The organism is Pseudoalteromonas sp. Isolate3 (assembly GCF_022398505.1).
In the GTDB taxonomy this organism is placed as follows: Bacteria; Pseudomonadota; Gammaproteobacteria; order Enterobacterales; family Alteromonadaceae; genus Pseudoalteromonas; species Pseudoalteromonas apostichopi.
The window spans coordinates 19,198-35,968 of record NZ_JAKEVN010000005.1 but is presented as its reverse complement, the minus strand read 5'-3'; the positions used below and the strand labels follow the sequence as shown (position 1 = coordinate 35,968).

The following is a 16,771-nucleotide window of genomic DNA, read 5'->3' as shown; positions in this document are numbered from 1 at the left end:
TAATTTGATCACAGTATATCAAACCCGCGTATAAGAAGTACTACCATACAAAAGGGGTTCGACATGGCAATTAAGTTATCTGAACTTGCAGCGCACCAACCACTGCAAAAGGTTATCCTTCATTCGTTGGAAATGGCGCTGTATCAGGTGTCTGTGGTGATCAATAACGTTGAATATTATGTTACTGATGAGCAAGGTGAGTTTATCCGCGATATTAGCCCGTTGCACATTCAAAAGCGTCTCGATCATTTAAGTTATGGTGACATGGTATTACGCCACACAAGTGCTTATGATGAAATGTGTGGTCAGCCAGAAAAGCTGGCTAGTAATATGCTCGAAGTTCCTTATGGTAAGAACCACTTATACTGATTAAGGATATAAGCGTATACTGAGTCATAACATTTTAAAGGTATGCTATGTATCAATTAAAAAGTGATGACTCAGCTGAACTAAACAACCAGCTAAGAGAACATATTGTTGCTTACAATGCTGGGCATTTTAATGCCGAACGTATTCCTCTTGGTTTTAAGTTCATAGCTAAAAACAGCAGTGTTGTAGCAGGTATTCACGGCCAAGTGTTTGGCAACTGGCTGATAATAAGTTGGCTTTGGTGTGATGATAAGACGCGTGGTAAAGGGCTTGCGACACGATTGTTAGCCGAATTAGAGAGTAAGGCTAAAGCGCTTGGTGCAAACACCGCGCAACTCGATACTCTCGATTTTCAAGCCAAACCTTTCTACGAAAAGAACGGCTACCAAGTAAAGTATGAGATGAGAAATTACCCGCTCGACGGTTGCCGTTATTTTATGGAAAAAAGCCTTTGATTATTGTGCTTAGATTACTTCGCTTTAAGTACTTCTTGCTCGGTAAATGTAATTCCTAAGAAAGGGGTGGCTTCAGGAGCAAGCATAAAGGTACGAATGTTCATGTGGTCTTGCCCTTCAGGGTTCTTTAATACTTCTTCACGATAAAATGCGCCAAAACAATCTAGGGTATTTTGCTTACTTAGTTGATTAAGTTTTGCAAAGGCAAAAATTTTGCACGAGCCATTATTTTCATTTGCTTCGCTAAGCAGCCCATGATTGTTAAAACCGCTTGGAATAAAGTCATAATTGTTGTCTATTACTGCCATTGTATCGGTAAACTCAATCTGTTGCGGTGAGCTTGCTAATTTCGAAAGAAATTCATTAAGAGTCATTGCTTGTCCTTAAAAATTGTTCTTTGTTAACTCTAACTCATTCACTTGCTGATTGATATTAAACTTAAAATTCTCTAAAAAGTTCATACCTAGTAAGCCATAACCAGCATGATTTTCTATTACCAACACTTCAAAATTACTGATGCGCTGTTGTCCGATTTGAAATGACTCGAGCTGATAACGCTGAGCTTCAATAACGCCGTTAGCTGTGTTTACTTGCAATGTGCCAAGGTAATTAGGAGGGGTATTAAGCGAGTTTAATAATGTTTGGTTTATGACCGTAAAACTAGCGCCAGTGTCGATCATTAGCTCGGTTTCGACATCATCATTGATGATGCCGGTTATTAGATAGTGTGAACCTCGAGCGGTTAATTTTATAACGTCAACACCTGCTAAGGCTTGTTGTATCAATTGGCGTAATTGCTCAGCTTGCTGTTTAAATTCATGATTTTCAGGAAGTTGATCTAGGGTGATTTGACTAGCTACATAATCTTCTAAATGGTAGTTTGCTAATGCATTGGCATATAGGTAATGTGCGTTACCTGGGGCGTAATCAAGCCAGTGTTGACTGCTACTATGTAATACCTGCCACTGTTGTGCCGCTATAAGCTCACCAATAAAGGATGTGCTTAGCTCGTCTATTTGTTTGCTAAGTTGTTGCTTTTTATTGCTGTCTAACTGGTTGCTAAGAGCCAGTAAATTGATAATTCCCTGTTGGGTATCACCTTGTGCTATTAAACGCTTAGCATCAAATTCAAGCATGCTGACATCGTATGGGTGGCTATTTAAAAAAGCCGTTAAAAATAGCTCACTTAAGGTGAAATTTTTATGGGAAAGCCATGACTCAAGTTGCTGTTGCCAAGCTTGTTTAAGTTGTTTTGCATAGTGTGGATCATTGGTGAGTAGTTGCGTGTATTCAGCAACAGCTTTGTCGAATAAGTGGTTACTAAACAACACAACCGCTTGCTGAAAGTGGGCTGGTAAAACAGCGCTTTTCTTTACTTTAGGCGTTGGTGCGTCTGCCTCTAGTATTACTGGTTTTTCAGGGGAAAATAACTGCCATATGAAGTAACCATTTAAGCTAAGAGAACACAGTAATATTAATTTAAGTAGAGCCTTCATTCTTCTGCCATAAGCTTTCTATTTTTGTTTGTTATTTACTCAGCATAAAGCAAATTTTGAAAGAAGTTACTTTTTAACTAAATGATTGAGTGCCATGATATTGCGTATCTCAATATCAGCTAACCCAAGATAACGATATTGAGTTGCTTGGTTGTTTAGCCAAACACTTTGGCAACCTGCATTATTTGCACCTTGTACGTCAGTATCTAGGCTATCGCCGATATGTAAAATTTCATTATGAGTAACCTCTAACTGTTTTGCAGCGTTATCAAATAAAGCGCTGTGCGGCTTCGCTTTTCCGTGTGGACCGGCTTGTAGTACTAACTCAAAAATGCCATGAAGGTTAAACTTTTCTACCTCGACATTGCCATTGGTGATGGCGATGAGGCGGTAGTGTTTGCTGAGATTAGTAAGTAATTCAAGTACCTCATCAGATACGGTTATTTTACTACGGGCATCAGCGAATGCCTGATATGCATTTTCGGCATGAAACTTAGCTTGCTCAGCAGAAAAACCAAGGTTGGTCATGGCATAGTGTAAGGCTGTTTGTCGCCAGCGCGTAACGTCATCGATTAGAGTCGCATCTTGTCTTAAAGCATTATCGCGGCATTCTAACCAATAGCTCATGCTATCCGCTGGCCATTGTTCTAACGCCTCAAGGTAATCAGCTTGTGCTTGCAAGGCTGATTTAATGATCGGATGGTTGTTATAAAGTGTGTCGTCTAAATCAAAACTTAAAACAGAAACTGGCGATAAGGCACGGTTAAATCGGATCATAATTACAAGAGTTTACTCTGATGTTGGGCGCTTTTTAGCGCGTGGATGGGTGTTATCGTACACTTTAGCTAAATGTTGAAAATCTAAATGCGTATAAACTTGAGTTGCAGACAAACTACTGTGTCCTAATAATTCTTGTACGGCACGTAGATCTCCTGACGACTCTAAGATATGTGAAGCAAAAGAGTGGCGTAACTTATGTGGATGCACTTGCGAGCTGATCCCTTGTTTGATACCCCATTCTTGCATACGAAGGCGAACTTGGCGCACGGAAATTCGCTTCTTTTGGCTGCTAACAAATACCGCTATTTCATCTGGATGCGCAAATTGAGGACGAATTTTCAACCATGCTTTTAATGCACTGAGTGCTTTACTGCCAACAGGTAATAAACGTTCTTTGTTACCTTTACCACGGACTAAAATTTCACCTTCAGTAGGGTTTATATCCTGTATGTTAGCGCCAACTAACTCGCTAATTCGCAGACCTGATGAATACATTAATTCCATCATAGCTTTGTCACGAATAGCTAAAGGATCATCATCTGGCAATTCTAGTAGTTTAGCCATTTGATCAACGTCTAAATTTTTGGGTAAAGGCTTGGAAAATTTAGGCCCTTTAATGGCTTCTGCCGGATTATGATAATGTGCCTGACTGGCAATATTTTTGGCTTTTAAAAATTTATATAAACTGCGAATACAGCTCAGTTTTAAACTGATTGTGCGGCCGCTTAATTGTTTGCTACGCATTTGCATGCTGTAACGACGAATATGCTCACCTTGTACCGCAAACCAGTTTTCACAGAGTTTACTAAAGTACAACGCTGCAAAGCCTAGTTGGCTCGTGTATTGGTTAACTGTGTGCGCTGAGTATTGTTTTTCGTAGCGTAAGTAGTCTGCAAAAAGTTGGATGGGTGTTCGCCAAGCATCACTTAATTCATCAATGTCTGGCGTCTTCACATCGCTCATGCAAGTTCCAATAAGCGCAGTTGTAATGAGCGCACAAACTCAAGGACAAAAAAGCTGTCTTTTGCCGGTTCAAAGTGACTTACGTCATCGCTACCAAACGCCAAAATTGCGACAGGGTGTTTCGTGTTACCTATTAGATATAAAGCAGTCGATTGAGTCGTGTCTGAGAATAGTAAGTCTCTTTCTTGCTGACTTACTCGGCCCAAGTAAATGCCGTCGTTTTGCAGGCGGTGAGCAATTAACTCATCAAACTTTTTATCGTACTTAACTAAGTGGCATTCGTTAATGGATGGATTTGTGCAGATAATATTGCGCAAGTTGCTAGCCAGTGTCGTAAAGTCATAGTTAGTCCATAACTGACGATGACAGTCGCTAAATAAGCGGTAAATTAACTCGTTTTCTTTTGCTTGTTCAACGAGCTGCTCAATCTTATTTTTTAATAACGTATTGTGTTCACGTAATTGGCGCTGTTGAATATGCACCAAAGACGTTGCACCAACTGTTTGCTGTTGTAGTTCAACTTCAGCGAGTACATCAGGATTTTTAATAAAAAAATCAGGGTGTGCTTTTAAATATTCAGCAATTTGTTGTTCTGTTAGTTTGCTCATAATGCCACTTGTCCATCAAATACATGCTCAGCAGGGCCAGTCATCCGAACAGGATGGCCTTCGCCTTGCCAGCGTACTTGCAAACTCCCGCCTGGTAAGTCGACTTGTACGGTACTTGCGAGTTTACTTTGAATTTGTCCAACCACGACTGCGGCACAGGCACCTGTACCACATGCTAATGTTTCACTTACGCCACGCTCCCACACTCTAAGTTTAATGTGATCTTGTGAAATTACCTGCATAAAACCAACATTTGCGCGTTGTGGAAAACGTTCATGATTTTCAAGCAGTGGTCCTAGAGTGGTAACTTCTGCTGTATGAATGTCATCAACTTCTAAAACGCAATGTGGATTACCCATTGAAACTGCGCCGCTAAATACAGTATGTTCCTCAGTGCGAAGAATATAAGTTAGCTCACGCTTGCTGGCTTTAAATGGGATTTTGTTCGGCTCAAAATTTGGGTGGCCCATATTTACCGTAACTTGGCCATCTTTTTCAATATAAAGAGTGAGGTTGCCAGATTTTGTTGAAACTGAAATCTTATGCTTATTGGTAAGACCTTTCATACGAACAAAGCGGGCGAAACAACGCGCACCATTGCCACACTGTTCAACTTCGTTACCATCGGCATTAAAAATACGATAATGGAAATCTAGATCAGGAGAGTAAGGGGCTTCAACCATAAGTAGTTGATCGAAGCCAATGCCGAAATGGCGATCTGCCAGCTTTTTTATTTGGTCACGAGATAAGAAAACATTTTGAGTAATGTTATCAATAACAACAAAGTCATTACCTAGGCCGTGCATTTTTGAGAAATTAACTAACATAACGCTCTAATTCAGGATTGCTCTGAGCTAATCATGCCACAGAGCTGCCCGGTTATAAAAACGTTTATGGTAAAATTTTCTCGCCTTGCCATAGGCTTTCTAAGGTTTCACGTTGACGAATTAAATGACTTTGCTGACCATCCACCATAATCTCTGCAACACGAGGGCGCGAGTTGTAGTTAGAGCTCATGGTAAAACCATACGCACCAGCGCTGCGCTGCGCTAAAAGGTCACCGGCTTGTAGCGCTAGTTCGCGGTCTTTACCCAAAAAGTCACCGGTTTCACAAACAGGGCCTACAATGTCGTAGTTGTGAGGAGGCGTATCATCTACGCGAGGTTCAACCGGCACAATATTTTGCCAAGCTTGATATAGCGATGGACGTAACATATCGTTCATACCCGCATCAACAATAGCAAAGAACTTATCTTGGTTTTGTTTAATAAACTCAACTTTGGTGACTAAAATGCCTGCGTTTGCAGCAATTGCACGACCAGGCTCAAAAATCAGCTCTAAATCTTGGTAATTTGCTAATCGAGCGGTAATTTTATCAACATATTCACTTGGATGAGGTGGTGTTTCGCCGTTATATGGCACACCCAGTCCGCCACCAATATCGAGGTGTGAAAGTGTTATGCCAGCGGCTTTTAACTCTTCGATAAGTGTTAGCACTTTTTCAAGTGCAGCTAAGAAAGGTTTAATTTCTGTTAGCTGCGAACCAATGTGGCAATCTACACCGGTAATTTTTAAACCAGGCAGAGATGCAGCGTGTTGATATACTGTCACCGCAGTTTGAATATCAATACCAAATTTATTCTCTTTTAAACCTGTTGAGATATAAGGATGCGTTTTAGCATCAATATCTGGGTTTACACGAATCGAAATAGGCGCTAAATGGTTAAGAGAAGTAGCCACTTCTGAAATACGCTCAAGCTCAGCCACTGACTCAACGTTAAAACATTTGATCCCCAATTCAAGTGCATACGCAATTTCATCGGCTGTTTTTGCAACGCCAGAAAATACCACTTTACTGGCGTCCCCTCCAGCTTGGATTACACGAGCAAGCTCACCCTTTGAGACGATGTCAAAACCTGAACCAAGCCGCGCTAAAATATTGAGCACTGCAATATTAGAGTTGGCTTTTACGGCATAGCACACCAAACTTTTATGCGATTTTGCTGCATCAGCAAAGGCATGGTAATGGCGCTCAAAGGTTTTACGCGAATAGATATAACACGGTGTACCGTATTGCTCTGCCAGCTCTTTGACAGCGATGTCTTCAGCGAACAGCTGATTATTATTGTAGTTAAAAAAGTCCATCTATTGGTCCTGTTTTTGCTCTGGTTGTTCGGATGGATCAGCCTGCGGCTGAGATTCTTTAGGCTGTGCAGTATCATCTGGTAGATAAAGAGCACCACTTTGTCCGCAACCGGCGAGGGTTAGAAGTAGGGCGCTAAGTGGTAAGATTGTTTTTAATTTTTGGCTATGAGTCTCTTTCATTAGATTAATACGATTGCTGGCTTTATAATCGCAGAGTAACAGAATATTTAAAAAATGCAGCTATTCGCGGATGAATTTATTCCTGTTACACTTGATGTACACAATCTGCCTCCAGATCTAGGCTTAAAGCCAGTTAAAGGACATTAAAATGACTGATCATGAATACCACACACTAGCCGATGCATTAATGCTAACTATTGAAGAGCAAATCGATGAATGTGATGCCGACTTAGATTATGAATCAGCGTCAGGTATTTTAGAAATCATCTTCCCAGATCGCAGTAAAATAGTGATCAACAAGCAAGCACCACTTCATCAAGTTTGGGTTGCGACGAAATTTAATGGTCACCATTTTGAACTACGCGATGATAAGTGGATTGATAACCGCTCGGGTGCTGAGTTTTGGCAATTTATGTGTGATGCAGCAACACGTCAAGCGGGGCAACCTATCGAGTGGCGCTCAGAACTATGAGTTTAGAGTTTGTTGAATATCCAGCACAGAGTGAACATAAAGCAACAGTCATTTGGTTACACGGGTTAGGTGATTCAGGCGATGGTTTTGCGCCAGTGGCACCACAACTAGCACTACCAGCAGAGCTTGGAGTGCGTTTTGTGTTTCCTCATGCTCCTGTGCAACCAGTCACCATTAATGGTGGTATGGCGATGCGCTCTTGGTACGATATTAAATCAATGGATTTAGATAAGCGTGCCGATGAGCAAGGGGTTCGTGAATCCGCTGCAAAAGTGGCTGCGATTATTGATCAAGAAATTGCAAAAGGGATTGCTGCTAACAAAATTATTCTTGCAGGTTTTTCTCAAGGTGGTGTGGTATCGCTACACTTAGCGCCACGACTCGACTATAAATTAGCGGGTGTAATGGCACTATCAACCTATATGTGCGTGCCAGATAAATTAGCCGATGAAATCAAGCAGCAAGGCTTAAACATCTTTATGGCCCATGGTCGATTTGACGATGTGGTACCACATAATGCAGGTAGGCAGGCATTTGATGTGCTTAGCGCTAACAACATGGAAGTAAGCTGGCAAGATTACCCGATGGCGCACCAAGTTTGTGGTGAAGAACTAATCGCTATTCGTGAGTGGTTAATTGCTCGCTTGAGTTAATTTTTGGTTTTAGAGGCCAACATGACAAAGAAACTTGTAATTACAGCAAATATGAATACCGTTGAAGCAGTTAATTCAACTTCTACGGCGGTCACTTATCAATGGCATTGGCGACGTATTTTTATGGTCAGCAGTGTCATCTTAGTTGCACTGGCTATATTAGTGTATAGCTTTATTGGGGCTGTAAATGCTGAGCAATCAGCACAGGATGAGCCGCAATCGGAGCTTGCAAGTGTTGAGTTACAAGCTCCTTTAAATGATGCCAAACAAGAAGAACCAAAAGAAGTGACTGCATCACCAGTAAATGAGCAACCAGCGGTTACTGATAGTAAACAAAGTGCTATTACAGAGGTCGCTATCTCAGACGTAGCTGAACCTGAAGCAAATACAGTAGATATAGAGATCGTGAGTGAGCAGGTTTTTGATGGGCAACAGCTGCCTGAAACATCAGCTGTCACTCCCGATGAAGAACCACTGCAAACTGAAGAGCAAATAGAGGTTGCTGCAGTACCCGATGTTCAGCAGCAGTTTTCACACTCAGCACATATTGCCAGTGTTGCAATTGGCGCTAAAATAGATACAGACAAAGTAAGTCGCGCAGTATTAACAACCGATGTTGTTGATCGAGAACCAGTCAATGTTCTAAAAAACGATGTAAAATTAGCGCAAATTAGTAATAGCTTAAGCTTTTTTAGTGAGCTTAGAAATATGCAGGGGCAAACTGTTCGTCATCAATGGTATTACCAAGGCCAGCAGCTTGCTTCTATTGAATTAGCTGTAAGTAGCCCGCGTTTTCGTACTTATTCAACAAAAAACATCATGCCAGAGCAGCTCGGTGATTGGCGTGTTGAGGTTATTGACGCAGATGGCAACTTGCTGGCCCAAAAAGAGTTTAGAATTTTAGCTGAGTAACATTTAGTATCAGCCTGATAATTAATTGGATTTTTCATGACACAGACAACAAAACTAGTTCGTATCGCTACCCGTAAAAGTGCGCTTGCTTTATGGCAGGCAGAATTTGTTAAAGCTCAATTAGAGCACTTCCATGACGACGTAACGGTAGAGTTGGTTCCTATGTCGACGCAAGGCGATATTATCCTTGATACGCCACTGGCAAAGATTGGTGGTAAGGGTTTATTCGTAAAAGAGCTTGAACAAGCCATGCTTGATGGCCGCGCAGATATTGCGGTGCATTCGATGAAAGATGTACCTGTTGAGTTTCCTGAAGGCTTAGCCTTAAACACAATTTGTGAGCGTGAAGACCCTCGTGATGCATTTGTATCTAACAACTACAAAAGCTTAGATGAGTTACCACAAGGTGCTATTGTTGGTACGTCAAGCTTACGCCGCCAATGCCAAATTCGCGAAGCGCGTCCTGATTTAGATATTCGTGATTTACGCGGTAATGTTAACACCCGTTTAGCAAAACTAGATGATGGTCAATATGATGCAATTATCCTAGCTGCTGCGGGATTAATTCGTTTAGAAATGCCAGAACGCATCACTGCCTTTATTGAGCCTGAAGTATCATTACCTGCAAATGGTCAAGGCGCAGTAGGTATTGAATGTCGTATTGACGATGAGGTTACAAAAGCGCTACTAGCTCCGCTTGAGCATAATGAAACACGGATTCGTGTAAATGCCGAGCGTGCGATGAACCGCCATTTAGAAGGTGGCTGTCAGGTACCAATTGGTGCATTTGCACTAGTTGAGGGTGAGCAAGTGCATTTACGTGGTTTAGTGGGCGCTATTGATGGCAGCCAAATGCTGCGTGATGAAGTGACAGGTCCAGTGGCTGACGCAGAGCAGTTAGGTATTACACTTGCTGAAAAGCTACTTGAGCAAGGTGCCGATAAAATTTTAGCTGAAGTATATAGAGACGCTTAATATGCATATTTTGATAACTCGTCCAGAAGGAAAAGGCACTGAGCTTGCTCTTGAGCTTCAGCAGGCGGGTTATCAAACAACCCAATGTCCAGTCCTTACCTTAGATTACCTCACGGTTAATAGTAGTGAGCTTGCGCCGCTAGAAAATGCCGATAAAGTTATTTTTATCTCGCAAGATGCCGTACATGCCTTGTTAAAACTCACACCAACAATTAACAAAGCAGCCCAACTTTATGCGGTTGGTCAGCAAACTGCTGATGCGGTTTATGAGGCGTTTGGACGTCGAGCTGCTTTGCCAAAAAAACATGATTCAGAAGGTCTGCTCGAGCTAAAAACGCTGCAAGATGTAGAGCTGAGTAACATTGTATTAGTGAAAGGTGTAGGCGGGCGCACGACGATAGCGAAAACCTTAAAACAACGTGGTGCTTTATTGAATCAGTTGGTTGTTTACAAGCGTAGCGCAATTGAGAGCGAGCCTGGTAAGTGGATGGACCACTGGCAAACAGTTGATGTAGAAGGTATAGTCATTACTAGTAATGCAGCGGTGGATGCCATTTTTAATGGCTTAAATGAGCCTCAGCTTACATGGTTGAAAGAGCGACAATTTTTCGTTGCTAGTGAGCGTATTGCTGACTATTTAAAGCAACAAAAGGTCGCAAGAACACAGATACATATTGCTGCAGGGGCGAGCGATAGCGCTATGTTCACCTGCATTAATCAGCAAGGTAGCAAAATGAGTGAAGCAGAATCAAAACAACCCGCAAAGCCAGTGACTGCACAGCCAGATAAAAAAGCGCAAACGGTAAATACTGGGACGAAAGCGCCTGTGCAAGCAAAAAAAGGTATCAGCAAATCAGGTAGCTTAGCGTTACTTATTTCACTTTTAGTGGCTTCTACTGTTGGCTATGAGTTTTATCACAAATTAAATAGTGATCAGCAATCAGCTGTTGCATTTACTGAGCTGACAGATGAAAACCAACGCTTACAACAGCAGATTGATGCATTAAAAAGTGCGCAGCAAACATTACAACATTCGCTTTATAATAGTGAACAAAAAGTCTCTGAGGCGCTAAATGAAAGTGCTGAGCAAACTCAGCAGCAATTACAAGCGGCTTTAAAGCGCGCTGAGCAGCAAACTTTCACGCTTAATCCGCAAGAGGTTACAAGCCTGCAACGTATGGCCGAGTTTAAATTGTGGGCAGAGCACGATTACCAAGGAGCTGCCGCTGTGCTATCTCGCTTAGATAGCTTGCTAGCAGAACACCCGGGTACAGGAGCTATTCGCCAAGCAATTCACCAAGACTTGCAAACCTTGAATGCCATAGAGCCTGTTGCAGTTGAAGCAATTTATTTAAAACTGCATGGCATTAATCAAAAAGTTGATGAACTAGTATTTAATGCTATTTCACTACCTGAAGAAGTCGTCAAAGAAGATCCAAATCAATTGAGCGAAAATGTCAGTGAATGGCGTCAGAACCTTGCGAAATCATGGCAGCAGTTTAAAGACTTCTTTGTAGAAGTACGCACACGTGAAGATATGGTTATCGCACCATTTTTAAGTGAGCAAGAGCGCCACTTAGTTAAACAGCGCTTAAGCTTATACTTAGCTCAAGCGCAAGATGCTGTATTAAGTAAACAAAGCAGTGTGTATTTTAGCGCTGTTGATGCTGCACATAGCTTGGTAAAAGATTACTTTAAGCAAGATGATGCGCAAACAAAAGCGGCATTAAAAAGCCTCGCTGAGCTTTCAAAAGAGCAACTTGATTTCAGCCCAAAAGTGTCACTGCAAAGTACTGAGCAGGTGAAGGAGTGGGCACAATGATCCGCTTTTTATTAATCATTTTTGCGATAGCCGTCTGTTTGGGAATTGCCCCCTTTTTTATTGATCAAAAGGGTTATGTATTAATTGCCTTTAATAAAACAACCATTGAAGGTACTATTTGGGGCGTTACAGCACTCTTACTGTTAGCACTTACTGCAATATATGTGCTTTATAAACTAGTTCGTTATTTATGGTCTTTGTATAGCCACACACGCCATCGCTTTTTTGCTCGTAGTGAAGAACTTAAACAAGCGGCTATTGAGCAAGGTGTATGGAGCTTAATAAATAACGATTATGCAGAGCTGGAGCTAGCCCTTGATAATAACAGTGTTGCAGACCAGTGGACCGATATACGTTATGCGCTTCTTGCTAAAGCGGCATTAGCGAGTAATGAGAACGAAAAGGCGATTAGCTACCTTGATAACATAAGTCAAAATAATCAACTAAATGTGGCTAAGTTATGGATTGCCAGCGGTGAAACCAGCACTATTTTTGCTGATCTAAAAGCCTCAGCTGAACGCAAAAAAGCTACCCGTTTAGAGCTCAAAATGTATGCCCATGTTTTAGTGCAAGAGCAAAAATGGGCTGCACTTAATGACTTCATGCCTCGCTTATTACGCAAAAAAGCACTTTCAGAGCAGGAATGGCAGCAACTGTTTGATCGCTACTTTGCAGCGCAGTCAAGCGAGGATTTAACTGCGCGCTATGAGCAATTAGCGAAAAACCTTAAACCACACGCTGAAGTAAGTTATTTGGCAGCGATGGCAAAGGCGGGCGAATTAAATAAAATAGAGTTAAGCTTAATTAAAATGGTTAAAAAACCGCTGCAGCATAAAGATTTAGCACGTATTTTACGTACCAGTGGCCCTGGCGATGCACTCAAGCTGCAAGCAAGTTTGCAAGATGTATTGAAAAAAGACACCGAGAATACAGATTTACTTCTAGCCCTAGCATGTTTAGCGAATGCTCATGGTGAGTACGATTTAGCTGCGCGGGTATTTGATAAAGCACTTAATGCTGATAATCGTAATGCCTATTTGCAGCAAGCTGTACTCAGTTATAGTAAAAGTGCCCAGCCAGAAAAAGCATTGGTACTCTATCAATAATTTTACTCCAGCCAGCAAAGGAGCGATGGCTTGAAGAACTTATTTACACTGACCATAAGTATCGCACTTGCTTACTTTCTTACAGGGTATTTAAGTAATTCTTTGCTGGCGATTGATGGTTATGCGGTTGCTGCATGGCCGCCTTCAGGTATTGCTCTTGCCAGTATCTTGCTATTTCGAAATCGTGCCCTACCAGGAGTTTTGCTAGGGGCGTTCTTTGTAAACCTCATTCACCTTGATAAAGCCACTGATATTTTCCATTGGCAAATGATGCTGCAGGCTATTGGCGTGACAAGTGCCTCAACATTCCAAGCTTGGCTTGCCTATTACATTATTATTCATCTAGTTAAACGCCCGATTGAGTTATCGTCATTAAAGCAAAGTATGCTTGGTTTAATGATTGGCGGCCCTTTGTGTAGCTTGATTGCGGCATCAATTGGCACAGCTTTACTGGTCATAAATAATGTTATTCCGAGTTATGCGGCACTTAATAATTTTATTGCATGGTGGATTGGTGACAGTATTGGAGTGCTGATTTTCACGCCATTAGTTTTAGCTGCATTTAGTTACCATCACACTCGCCAGCGGCTACAAATAATTGTGCCGTCGCTATTAATCTATATGGTTATTTGTGTCAGTTTTTATGGCGCAGCCAGTGTAAAAAAAGATAAAGACTTACAGCGCCAGCAAGCCAAAGTCAGTGCGATTCATACTAATCTTGAGCACCAAGTTGATGAAATTAAGTCACACTTAGCTTTATTAGCGACCTTTTTTGCTAGTAGCGATGCAGTTGATTTTGATGAATTTAAGCGCTTTACAGCACGTCAATTGCAATACAGTGAAGAGATACTTGCCTTTGAATGGGCGCCAAAGGTTATTCACTCGCAACTAACTAATTATCAAAATCTACTGCGTGATGAACTAGGCACCCACTATTACGTGAAAGAAAAAAATGCTGCAGGGCAATGGCAGCCGGTGAGTAAGCGAGCGGTGTATTTTCCGGTGCAATATGTTCACCCTTTAGAGGGCAACCAACCCGCTCAAGGTTTTGATTTGGCCTCAAACGAATTACGTAAACAAGCGCTTACAGACTCTCGGTTAATTAAAAATGTCACTGTGAGTGAACCAATCACCCTTATGCAAGGAGATGGCAGCGAAAAGGGCGTTTTGTTCTTTAACCCTGTTTATTCAGACATTAACCATCAAGTAGGTTTTAGAGGTTATGTTGTTGCTGTGGTCAATCTGGAAGTGTTGGCGCAAACACTTAACTTTAATCAAAACACCGAGATTGATGCCAGTTTTTTTGATGTTACCGATGGTACTAACCCTGTTGAAATTTACAGCCCTCATCGTGTTGGCACTACAGCAATCGCAAGCTTTAATTTTATTATTGGTGAGCGTGTTTGGCAGGTGAAACTATGGGAATCAGTAGCCCAGTCATCTTGGCTGTCTTATTGGCTTGCGCAAATAGTCGGAATGCTGTTTGTGTGGTTATTAATTACCTTTTTGATATCGGTAACAGGCACTAATATTCAAATTCGTCAGCAAGTAGCAAAGCAAACCCAAAGCCTTCGCGAAGAAAAACAAAAAGCCGATAAAGCTAGCCAAATTAAAAGTGAGTTCTTAGCTAATATGAGTCACGAAATACGCACGCCTATTAATGGTATTAAGGGGCTGCATTACTTAGCAATGCAAGAGCAAGATTGGCAACAAGCGCGTAGTTATATCGATCAAGCAGACGGTGCATTGAATGTTCTATTACGGGTGATAAATGATGTTTTAGATTTTTCTAAAATTGAAGCAGGGCGTCTGGAGTTACATCAAGAGCCTATTGATGTGAATGCGCTTGTGAGTGAATTAACGAACTTACTGCAGTTTGAACTTAACTCTCGCTCTTTAGAATTTAGAGTTGAGTTTGATGCTTCTGAACACCTACTGATCCATACCGATCCAATCCGTTTAAAACAAATATTATTGAATCTGCTAAATAATGCGGTGAAGTTCACTCAAGAGGGAACGATTACAGTGCGGATTTGGCAGCAGGGTGAATTTACTTACTTTAGTGTTATTGATACAGGTATTGGCATCAGTAAAGAGGCCCAGCAGCGCCTGTTTAAACCATTCTCACAAGCTGATAGCTCAACCTCTCGTCGCTTCGGTGGTACAGGTTTAGGCTTGAGTATTTGCCAAAAACTCATTGTTATGATGGGAGGCGAGATAAGCCTCAGTAGTACTGAGGGACAAGGCTCAACATTTACAATTTCGCTGCCTTTTGAGTCTCCTCTTGAAGAGGTGGTTCATAGTGATGATGAGTTAGCTGATATAGATGTGACTACTGTTTCATTTGCCGATGATGCAATTCTATTGGTTGAAGATAACCCATTGAATCAACATGTGGCGAGTTCTATTTTAAAAACCAAAGGCTGCCAACCTGATATTGCTAAAGATGGCCGCGAGGCTATTAAGATGATCAGTGAAAAAAGCTATGACCTTGTGCTCATGGATATTCAAATGCCGAATATGGATGGCTTAGAAGCAACCAAAGTTATTCGCAATGAGTTGCTGATCACTGATTTACCGATCATTGGCTTATCGGCAAATGCCCAAGATGATGACCAAAAGAAAGGCTTAGCCAGTGGTATGAATGGTTATTTAACGAAGCCAATTGATGCTGATAAACTTTTTAAAACTTTGTGGCATTTCTTGCATAATGATAGCGGTCATTAAAGCAGACATTTGACCTCAAAAAAGTAAATAAAATCATCTAAACTTGAAATATCGTCGTGGGTACGTATGATCCGCGCAATTTTACTGAACCTGAGTGCTAATTATGATCAATAACAAACTTCCATTGCTTGATATTCACCGTCATCTAGATGGTAATGTTCGCCCACAAACGATCTTAGAACTTGGTCGTCAGTTCAACCTAGAATTACCAGCTGATAACATTGAAGCGCTTATTCCACACGTACAGGTTATCGACCCTGAACCTAATCTAATGGCATTTTTGCAAAAGTTAGATTGGGGTGTAAAAGTATTGGGTGATTACGATGCATGTCGTCGTATTGCTATCGAGAACGTTGAAGATGCTATTGCCCAAAACCTCGATTACGTAGAGCTTCGTTTTAGCCCATATTATATGGCGCAAAGCCAAGGTCTACACCCGCAAGGTGTTGTCGAAGCGGTAGTTGATGGTGTTAAAAGTGCGTGTCAAAACGCACCAATTAAAGCCAACCTAATTGGTATTATGTCGCGTACTTATGGTACTAAAATTTGTCAGCAAGAGCTTGATGCTCTGCTTGCTTTTAAAAATGATTTAGTGGCTGTTGATTTAGCTGGCGATGAAATTGGTTTTCCTGGTGAGTTATTTGTTGATCACTTTAAGCAAGTTCATGATGCATACTTAGCTGCCACTATTCACGCTGGTGAAGCGCGAGGTAGCGAAAGCATTTGGCAGGCAATTAACGAGCTTGGTGCAACGCGTATTGGTCATGGTGTAAAAGCGATTGAAGATGCTGCGCTAATGGATTACTTACGTGATAAGCGCATTGGTATTGAGTCTTGCTTAACCAGTAACATTCAAACCAGTACTGTTGCTGAGCTTGCAAAGCACCCGTTAAAAACCTTCTTAGACCATGGTATTTTGGCATCAATTAATACTGATGATCCAGCAGTTGAAGGTATTGAAATAGCGTATGAGTATCAAGTAGCAGCACCTGCGGCAGGTTTAAGCCAAGCCGATATGGAAAAAGCACAAGCTAATGCGCTTGAAATTGCTTATTTAAGCGATGCAGATAAAGCTGCTTTAAAACAGTTAGCTGCTAATCGTTAAGCA

At 41.5% G+C, this 16,771-nt stretch carries 18 protein-coding genes; 10 read left to right on the top strand and 8 right to left on the bottom strand.

The window, feature by feature from the left end; all coding sequences use genetic code 11:
• The first annotated feature begins 63 nt into the window (after positions 1 to 63).
• A complete protein-coding gene (locus L1D46_RS02255; RefSeq protein ID WP_063700650.1) occupies positions 64 to 369 on the top strand; it encodes a DUF6482 family protein in 306 nt (101 codons plus the stop codon).
• Positions 370 to 416: 47 nt separating this feature from the next.
• The gene (locus L1D46_RS02250) at positions 417 to 824 is read left to right on the top strand and encodes a GNAT family N-acetyltransferase (protein ID WP_178926466.1); all 408 of its coding nucleotides are present in this window, start codon (positions 417 to 419) and stop codon (positions 822 to 824) included.
• 14 nt (positions 825 to 838) lie between these two features.
• On the opposite strand, the gene L1D46_RS02245 is transcribed toward L1D46_RS02250, so the two are convergent.
• From L1D46_RS02245 to L1D46_RS02210, 8 genes are all read right to left on the bottom strand, one after another.
• Positions 839 to 1,198, bottom strand: coding sequence for a HopJ type III effector protein (locus L1D46_RS02245; protein ID WP_130050052.1), 360 nt, complete (start codon positions 1,196 to 1,198; stop codon positions 839 to 841).
• A 9-nt stretch (positions 1,199 to 1,207) separates the two neighbouring features.
• Positions 1,208 to 2,320, bottom strand: coding sequence for a retropepsin-like aspartic protease (locus tag L1D46_RS02240; RefSeq protein ID WP_239976700.1), 1,113 nt, complete (start codon positions 2,318 to 2,320; stop codon positions 1,208 to 1,210).
• A 66-nt stretch (positions 2,321 to 2,386) separates the two neighbouring features.
• On the bottom strand, positions 2,387 to 3,097 hold the full coding sequence (locus tag L1D46_RS02235; RefSeq protein ID WP_167658810.1) for an HAD-IA family hydrolase: 711 nt from the start codon (positions 3,095 to 3,097) through the stop codon (positions 2,387 to 2,389).
• Positions 3,098 to 3,109: 12 nt separating this feature from the next.
• Positions 3,110 to 4,063, bottom strand: a complete 954-nt coding sequence (locus tag L1D46_RS02230; RefSeq protein ID WP_178926468.1) for a tyrosine recombinase XerC — start codon at positions 4,061 to 4,063, stop codon at positions 3,110 to 3,112.
• A complete protein-coding gene (locus tag L1D46_RS02225) occupies positions 4,060 to 4,671 on the bottom strand; it encodes a DUF484 family protein (protein ID WP_239976699.1) in 612 nt (203 codons plus the stop codon). Before L1D46_RS02225 ends, L1D46_RS02230 begins: the two co-directional genes overlap by 4 nt.
• Positions 4,668 to 5,498 (bottom strand): diaminopimelate epimerase, encoded by an 831-nt coding sequence (gene dapF / locus L1D46_RS02220; protein ID WP_130050047.1) that lies wholly within the window; start codon positions 5,496 to 5,498, stop codon positions 4,668 to 4,670. Before dapF ends, L1D46_RS02225 begins: the two co-directional genes overlap by 4 nt.
• Positions 5,499 to 5,562: 64 nt before the next feature.
• Positions 5,563 to 6,816, bottom strand: coding sequence for a diaminopimelate decarboxylase (gene lysA, locus L1D46_RS02215; protein WP_239976698.1), 1,254 nt, complete (start codon positions 6,814 to 6,816; stop codon positions 5,563 to 5,565).
• Positions 6,817 to 6,996, bottom strand: a complete 180-nt coding sequence (locus L1D46_RS02210) for a lipoprotein (protein ID WP_130050045.1) — start codon at positions 6,994 to 6,996, stop codon at positions 6,817 to 6,819.
• A gap of 148 nt (positions 6,997 to 7,144) precedes the next feature.
• Between L1D46_RS02210 and cyaY the strand changes: the two genes are divergently transcribed.
• The 8 genes from cyaY (at position 7,145) to add (ending at position 16,768) form a co-directional block, all read left to right on the top strand.
• The gene (gene cyaY / locus L1D46_RS02205) at positions 7,145 to 7,468 is read left to right on the top strand and encodes an iron donor protein CyaY (RefSeq protein WP_036974421.1); all 324 of its coding nucleotides are present in this window, start codon (positions 7,145 to 7,147) and stop codon (positions 7,466 to 7,468) included.
• Positions 7,465 to 8,121 carry an alpha/beta fold hydrolase gene (locus tag L1D46_RS02200; protein ID WP_130050044.1) on the top strand — a complete coding sequence of 219 codons (657 nt, stop codon included), beginning with the start codon at positions 7,465 to 7,467 and terminating at the stop codon, positions 8,119 to 8,121. Before cyaY ends, L1D46_RS02200 begins: the two co-directional genes overlap by 4 nt.
• A 21-nt stretch (positions 8,122 to 8,142) precedes the next feature.
• Complete coding sequence (locus L1D46_RS02195; RefSeq protein WP_239976697.1) at positions 8,143 to 9,033, top strand: DUF2914 domain-containing protein; 891 nt, start codon at positions 8,143 to 8,145, stop codon at positions 9,031 to 9,033.
• A gap of 36 nt (positions 9,034 to 9,069) precedes the next feature.
• The gene (gene hemC, locus L1D46_RS02190; RefSeq protein WP_130050042.1) at positions 9,070 to 10,008 is read left to right on the top strand and encodes a hydroxymethylbilane synthase; all 939 of its coding nucleotides are present in this window, start codon (positions 9,070 to 9,072) and stop codon (positions 10,006 to 10,008) included.
• Between the two features lies 1 nt (position 10,009).
• The gene (locus L1D46_RS02185; RefSeq protein ID WP_239976695.1) at positions 10,010 to 11,830 is read left to right on the top strand and encodes a uroporphyrinogen-III synthase; all 1,821 of its coding nucleotides are present in this window, start codon (positions 10,010 to 10,012) and stop codon (positions 11,828 to 11,830) included.
• Positions 11,827 to 12,936 carry a heme biosynthesis HemY N-terminal domain-containing protein gene (locus tag L1D46_RS02180; protein ID WP_239976694.1) on the top strand — a complete coding sequence of 370 codons (1,110 nt, stop codon included), beginning with the start codon at positions 11,827 to 11,829 and terminating at the stop codon, positions 12,934 to 12,936. The genes L1D46_RS02185 and L1D46_RS02180 overlap by 4 nt, the downstream gene beginning before the upstream one ends.
• A gap of 30 nt (positions 12,937 to 12,966) precedes the next feature.
• The gene (locus L1D46_RS02175) at positions 12,967 to 15,663 is read left to right on the top strand and encodes an ATP-binding protein (protein WP_239976693.1); all 2,697 of its coding nucleotides are present in this window, start codon (positions 12,967 to 12,969) and stop codon (positions 15,661 to 15,663) included.
• A 103-nt stretch (positions 15,664 to 15,766) separates the two neighbouring features.
• Positions 15,767 to 16,768, top strand: a complete 1,002-nt coding sequence (add, locus tag L1D46_RS02170; RefSeq protein WP_130050038.1) for an adenosine deaminase — start codon at positions 15,767 to 15,769, stop codon at positions 16,766 to 16,768.
• The last annotated feature ends 3 nt before the right edge of the window (positions 16,769 to 16,771 follow it).

Excerpts from the sequence above, each read along its gene's own strand:
- L1D46_RS02255 (WP_063700650.1), top strand. The coding sequence starts at position 64 with ATGGCAATTAAGTTATCTGAACTTGCAGCGCACCAACCACTGCAAAAG.
- L1D46_RS02250 (WP_178926466.1), top strand. The coding sequence starts at position 417 with ATGTATCAATTAAAAAGTGATGACTCAGCTGAACTAAACAACCAGCTA.
- L1D46_RS02245 (WP_130050052.1), bottom strand. The coding sequence starts at position 1,198 with ATGACTCTTAATGAATTTCTTTCGAAATTAGCAAGCTCACCGCAACAG.
- L1D46_RS02240 (WP_239976700.1), bottom strand. The coding sequence starts at position 2,320 with ATGAAGGCTCTACTTAAATTAATATTACTGTGTTCTCTTAGCTTAAAT.
- L1D46_RS02235 (WP_167658810.1), bottom strand. The coding sequence starts at position 3,097 with ATGATCCGATTTAACCGTGCCTTATCGCCAGTTTCTGTTTTAAGTTTT.
- L1D46_RS02230 (WP_178926468.1), bottom strand. The coding sequence starts at position 4,063 with ATGAGCGATGTGAAGACGCCAGACATTGATGAATTAAGTGATGCTTGG.
- L1D46_RS02225 (WP_239976699.1), bottom strand. The coding sequence starts at position 4,671 with ATGAGCAAACTAACAGAACAACAAATTGCTGAATATTTAAAAGCACAC.
- dapF (WP_130050047.1), bottom strand. The coding sequence starts at position 5,498 with ATGTTAGTTAATTTCTCAAAAATGCACGGCCTAGGTAATGACTTTGTT.
- lysA (WP_239976698.1), bottom strand. The coding sequence starts at position 6,816 with ATGGACTTTTTTAACTACAATAATAATCAGCTGTTCGCTGAAGACATC.
- L1D46_RS02210 (WP_130050045.1), bottom strand. The coding sequence starts at position 6,996 with ATGAAAGAGACTCATAGCCAAAAATTAAAAACAATCTTACCACTTAGC.
- cyaY (WP_036974421.1), top strand. The coding sequence starts at position 7,145 with ATGACTGATCATGAATACCACACACTAGCCGATGCATTAATGCTAACT.
- L1D46_RS02200 (WP_130050044.1), top strand. The coding sequence starts at position 7,465 with ATGAGTTTAGAGTTTGTTGAATATCCAGCACAGAGTGAACATAAAGCA.
- L1D46_RS02195 (WP_239976697.1), top strand. The coding sequence starts at position 8,143 with ATGACAAAGAAACTTGTAATTACAGCAAATATGAATACCGTTGAAGCA.
- hemC (WP_130050042.1), top strand. The coding sequence starts at position 9,070 with ATGACACAGACAACAAAACTAGTTCGTATCGCTACCCGTAAAAGTGCG.
- L1D46_RS02185 (WP_239976695.1), top strand. The coding sequence starts at position 10,010 with ATGCATATTTTGATAACTCGTCCAGAAGGAAAAGGCACTGAGCTTGCT.
- L1D46_RS02180 (WP_239976694.1), top strand. The coding sequence starts at position 11,827 with ATGATCCGCTTTTTATTAATCATTTTTGCGATAGCCGTCTGTTTGGGA.
- add (WP_130050038.1), top strand. The coding sequence starts at position 15,767 with ATGATCAATAACAAACTTCCATTGCTTGATATTCACCGTCATCTAGAT.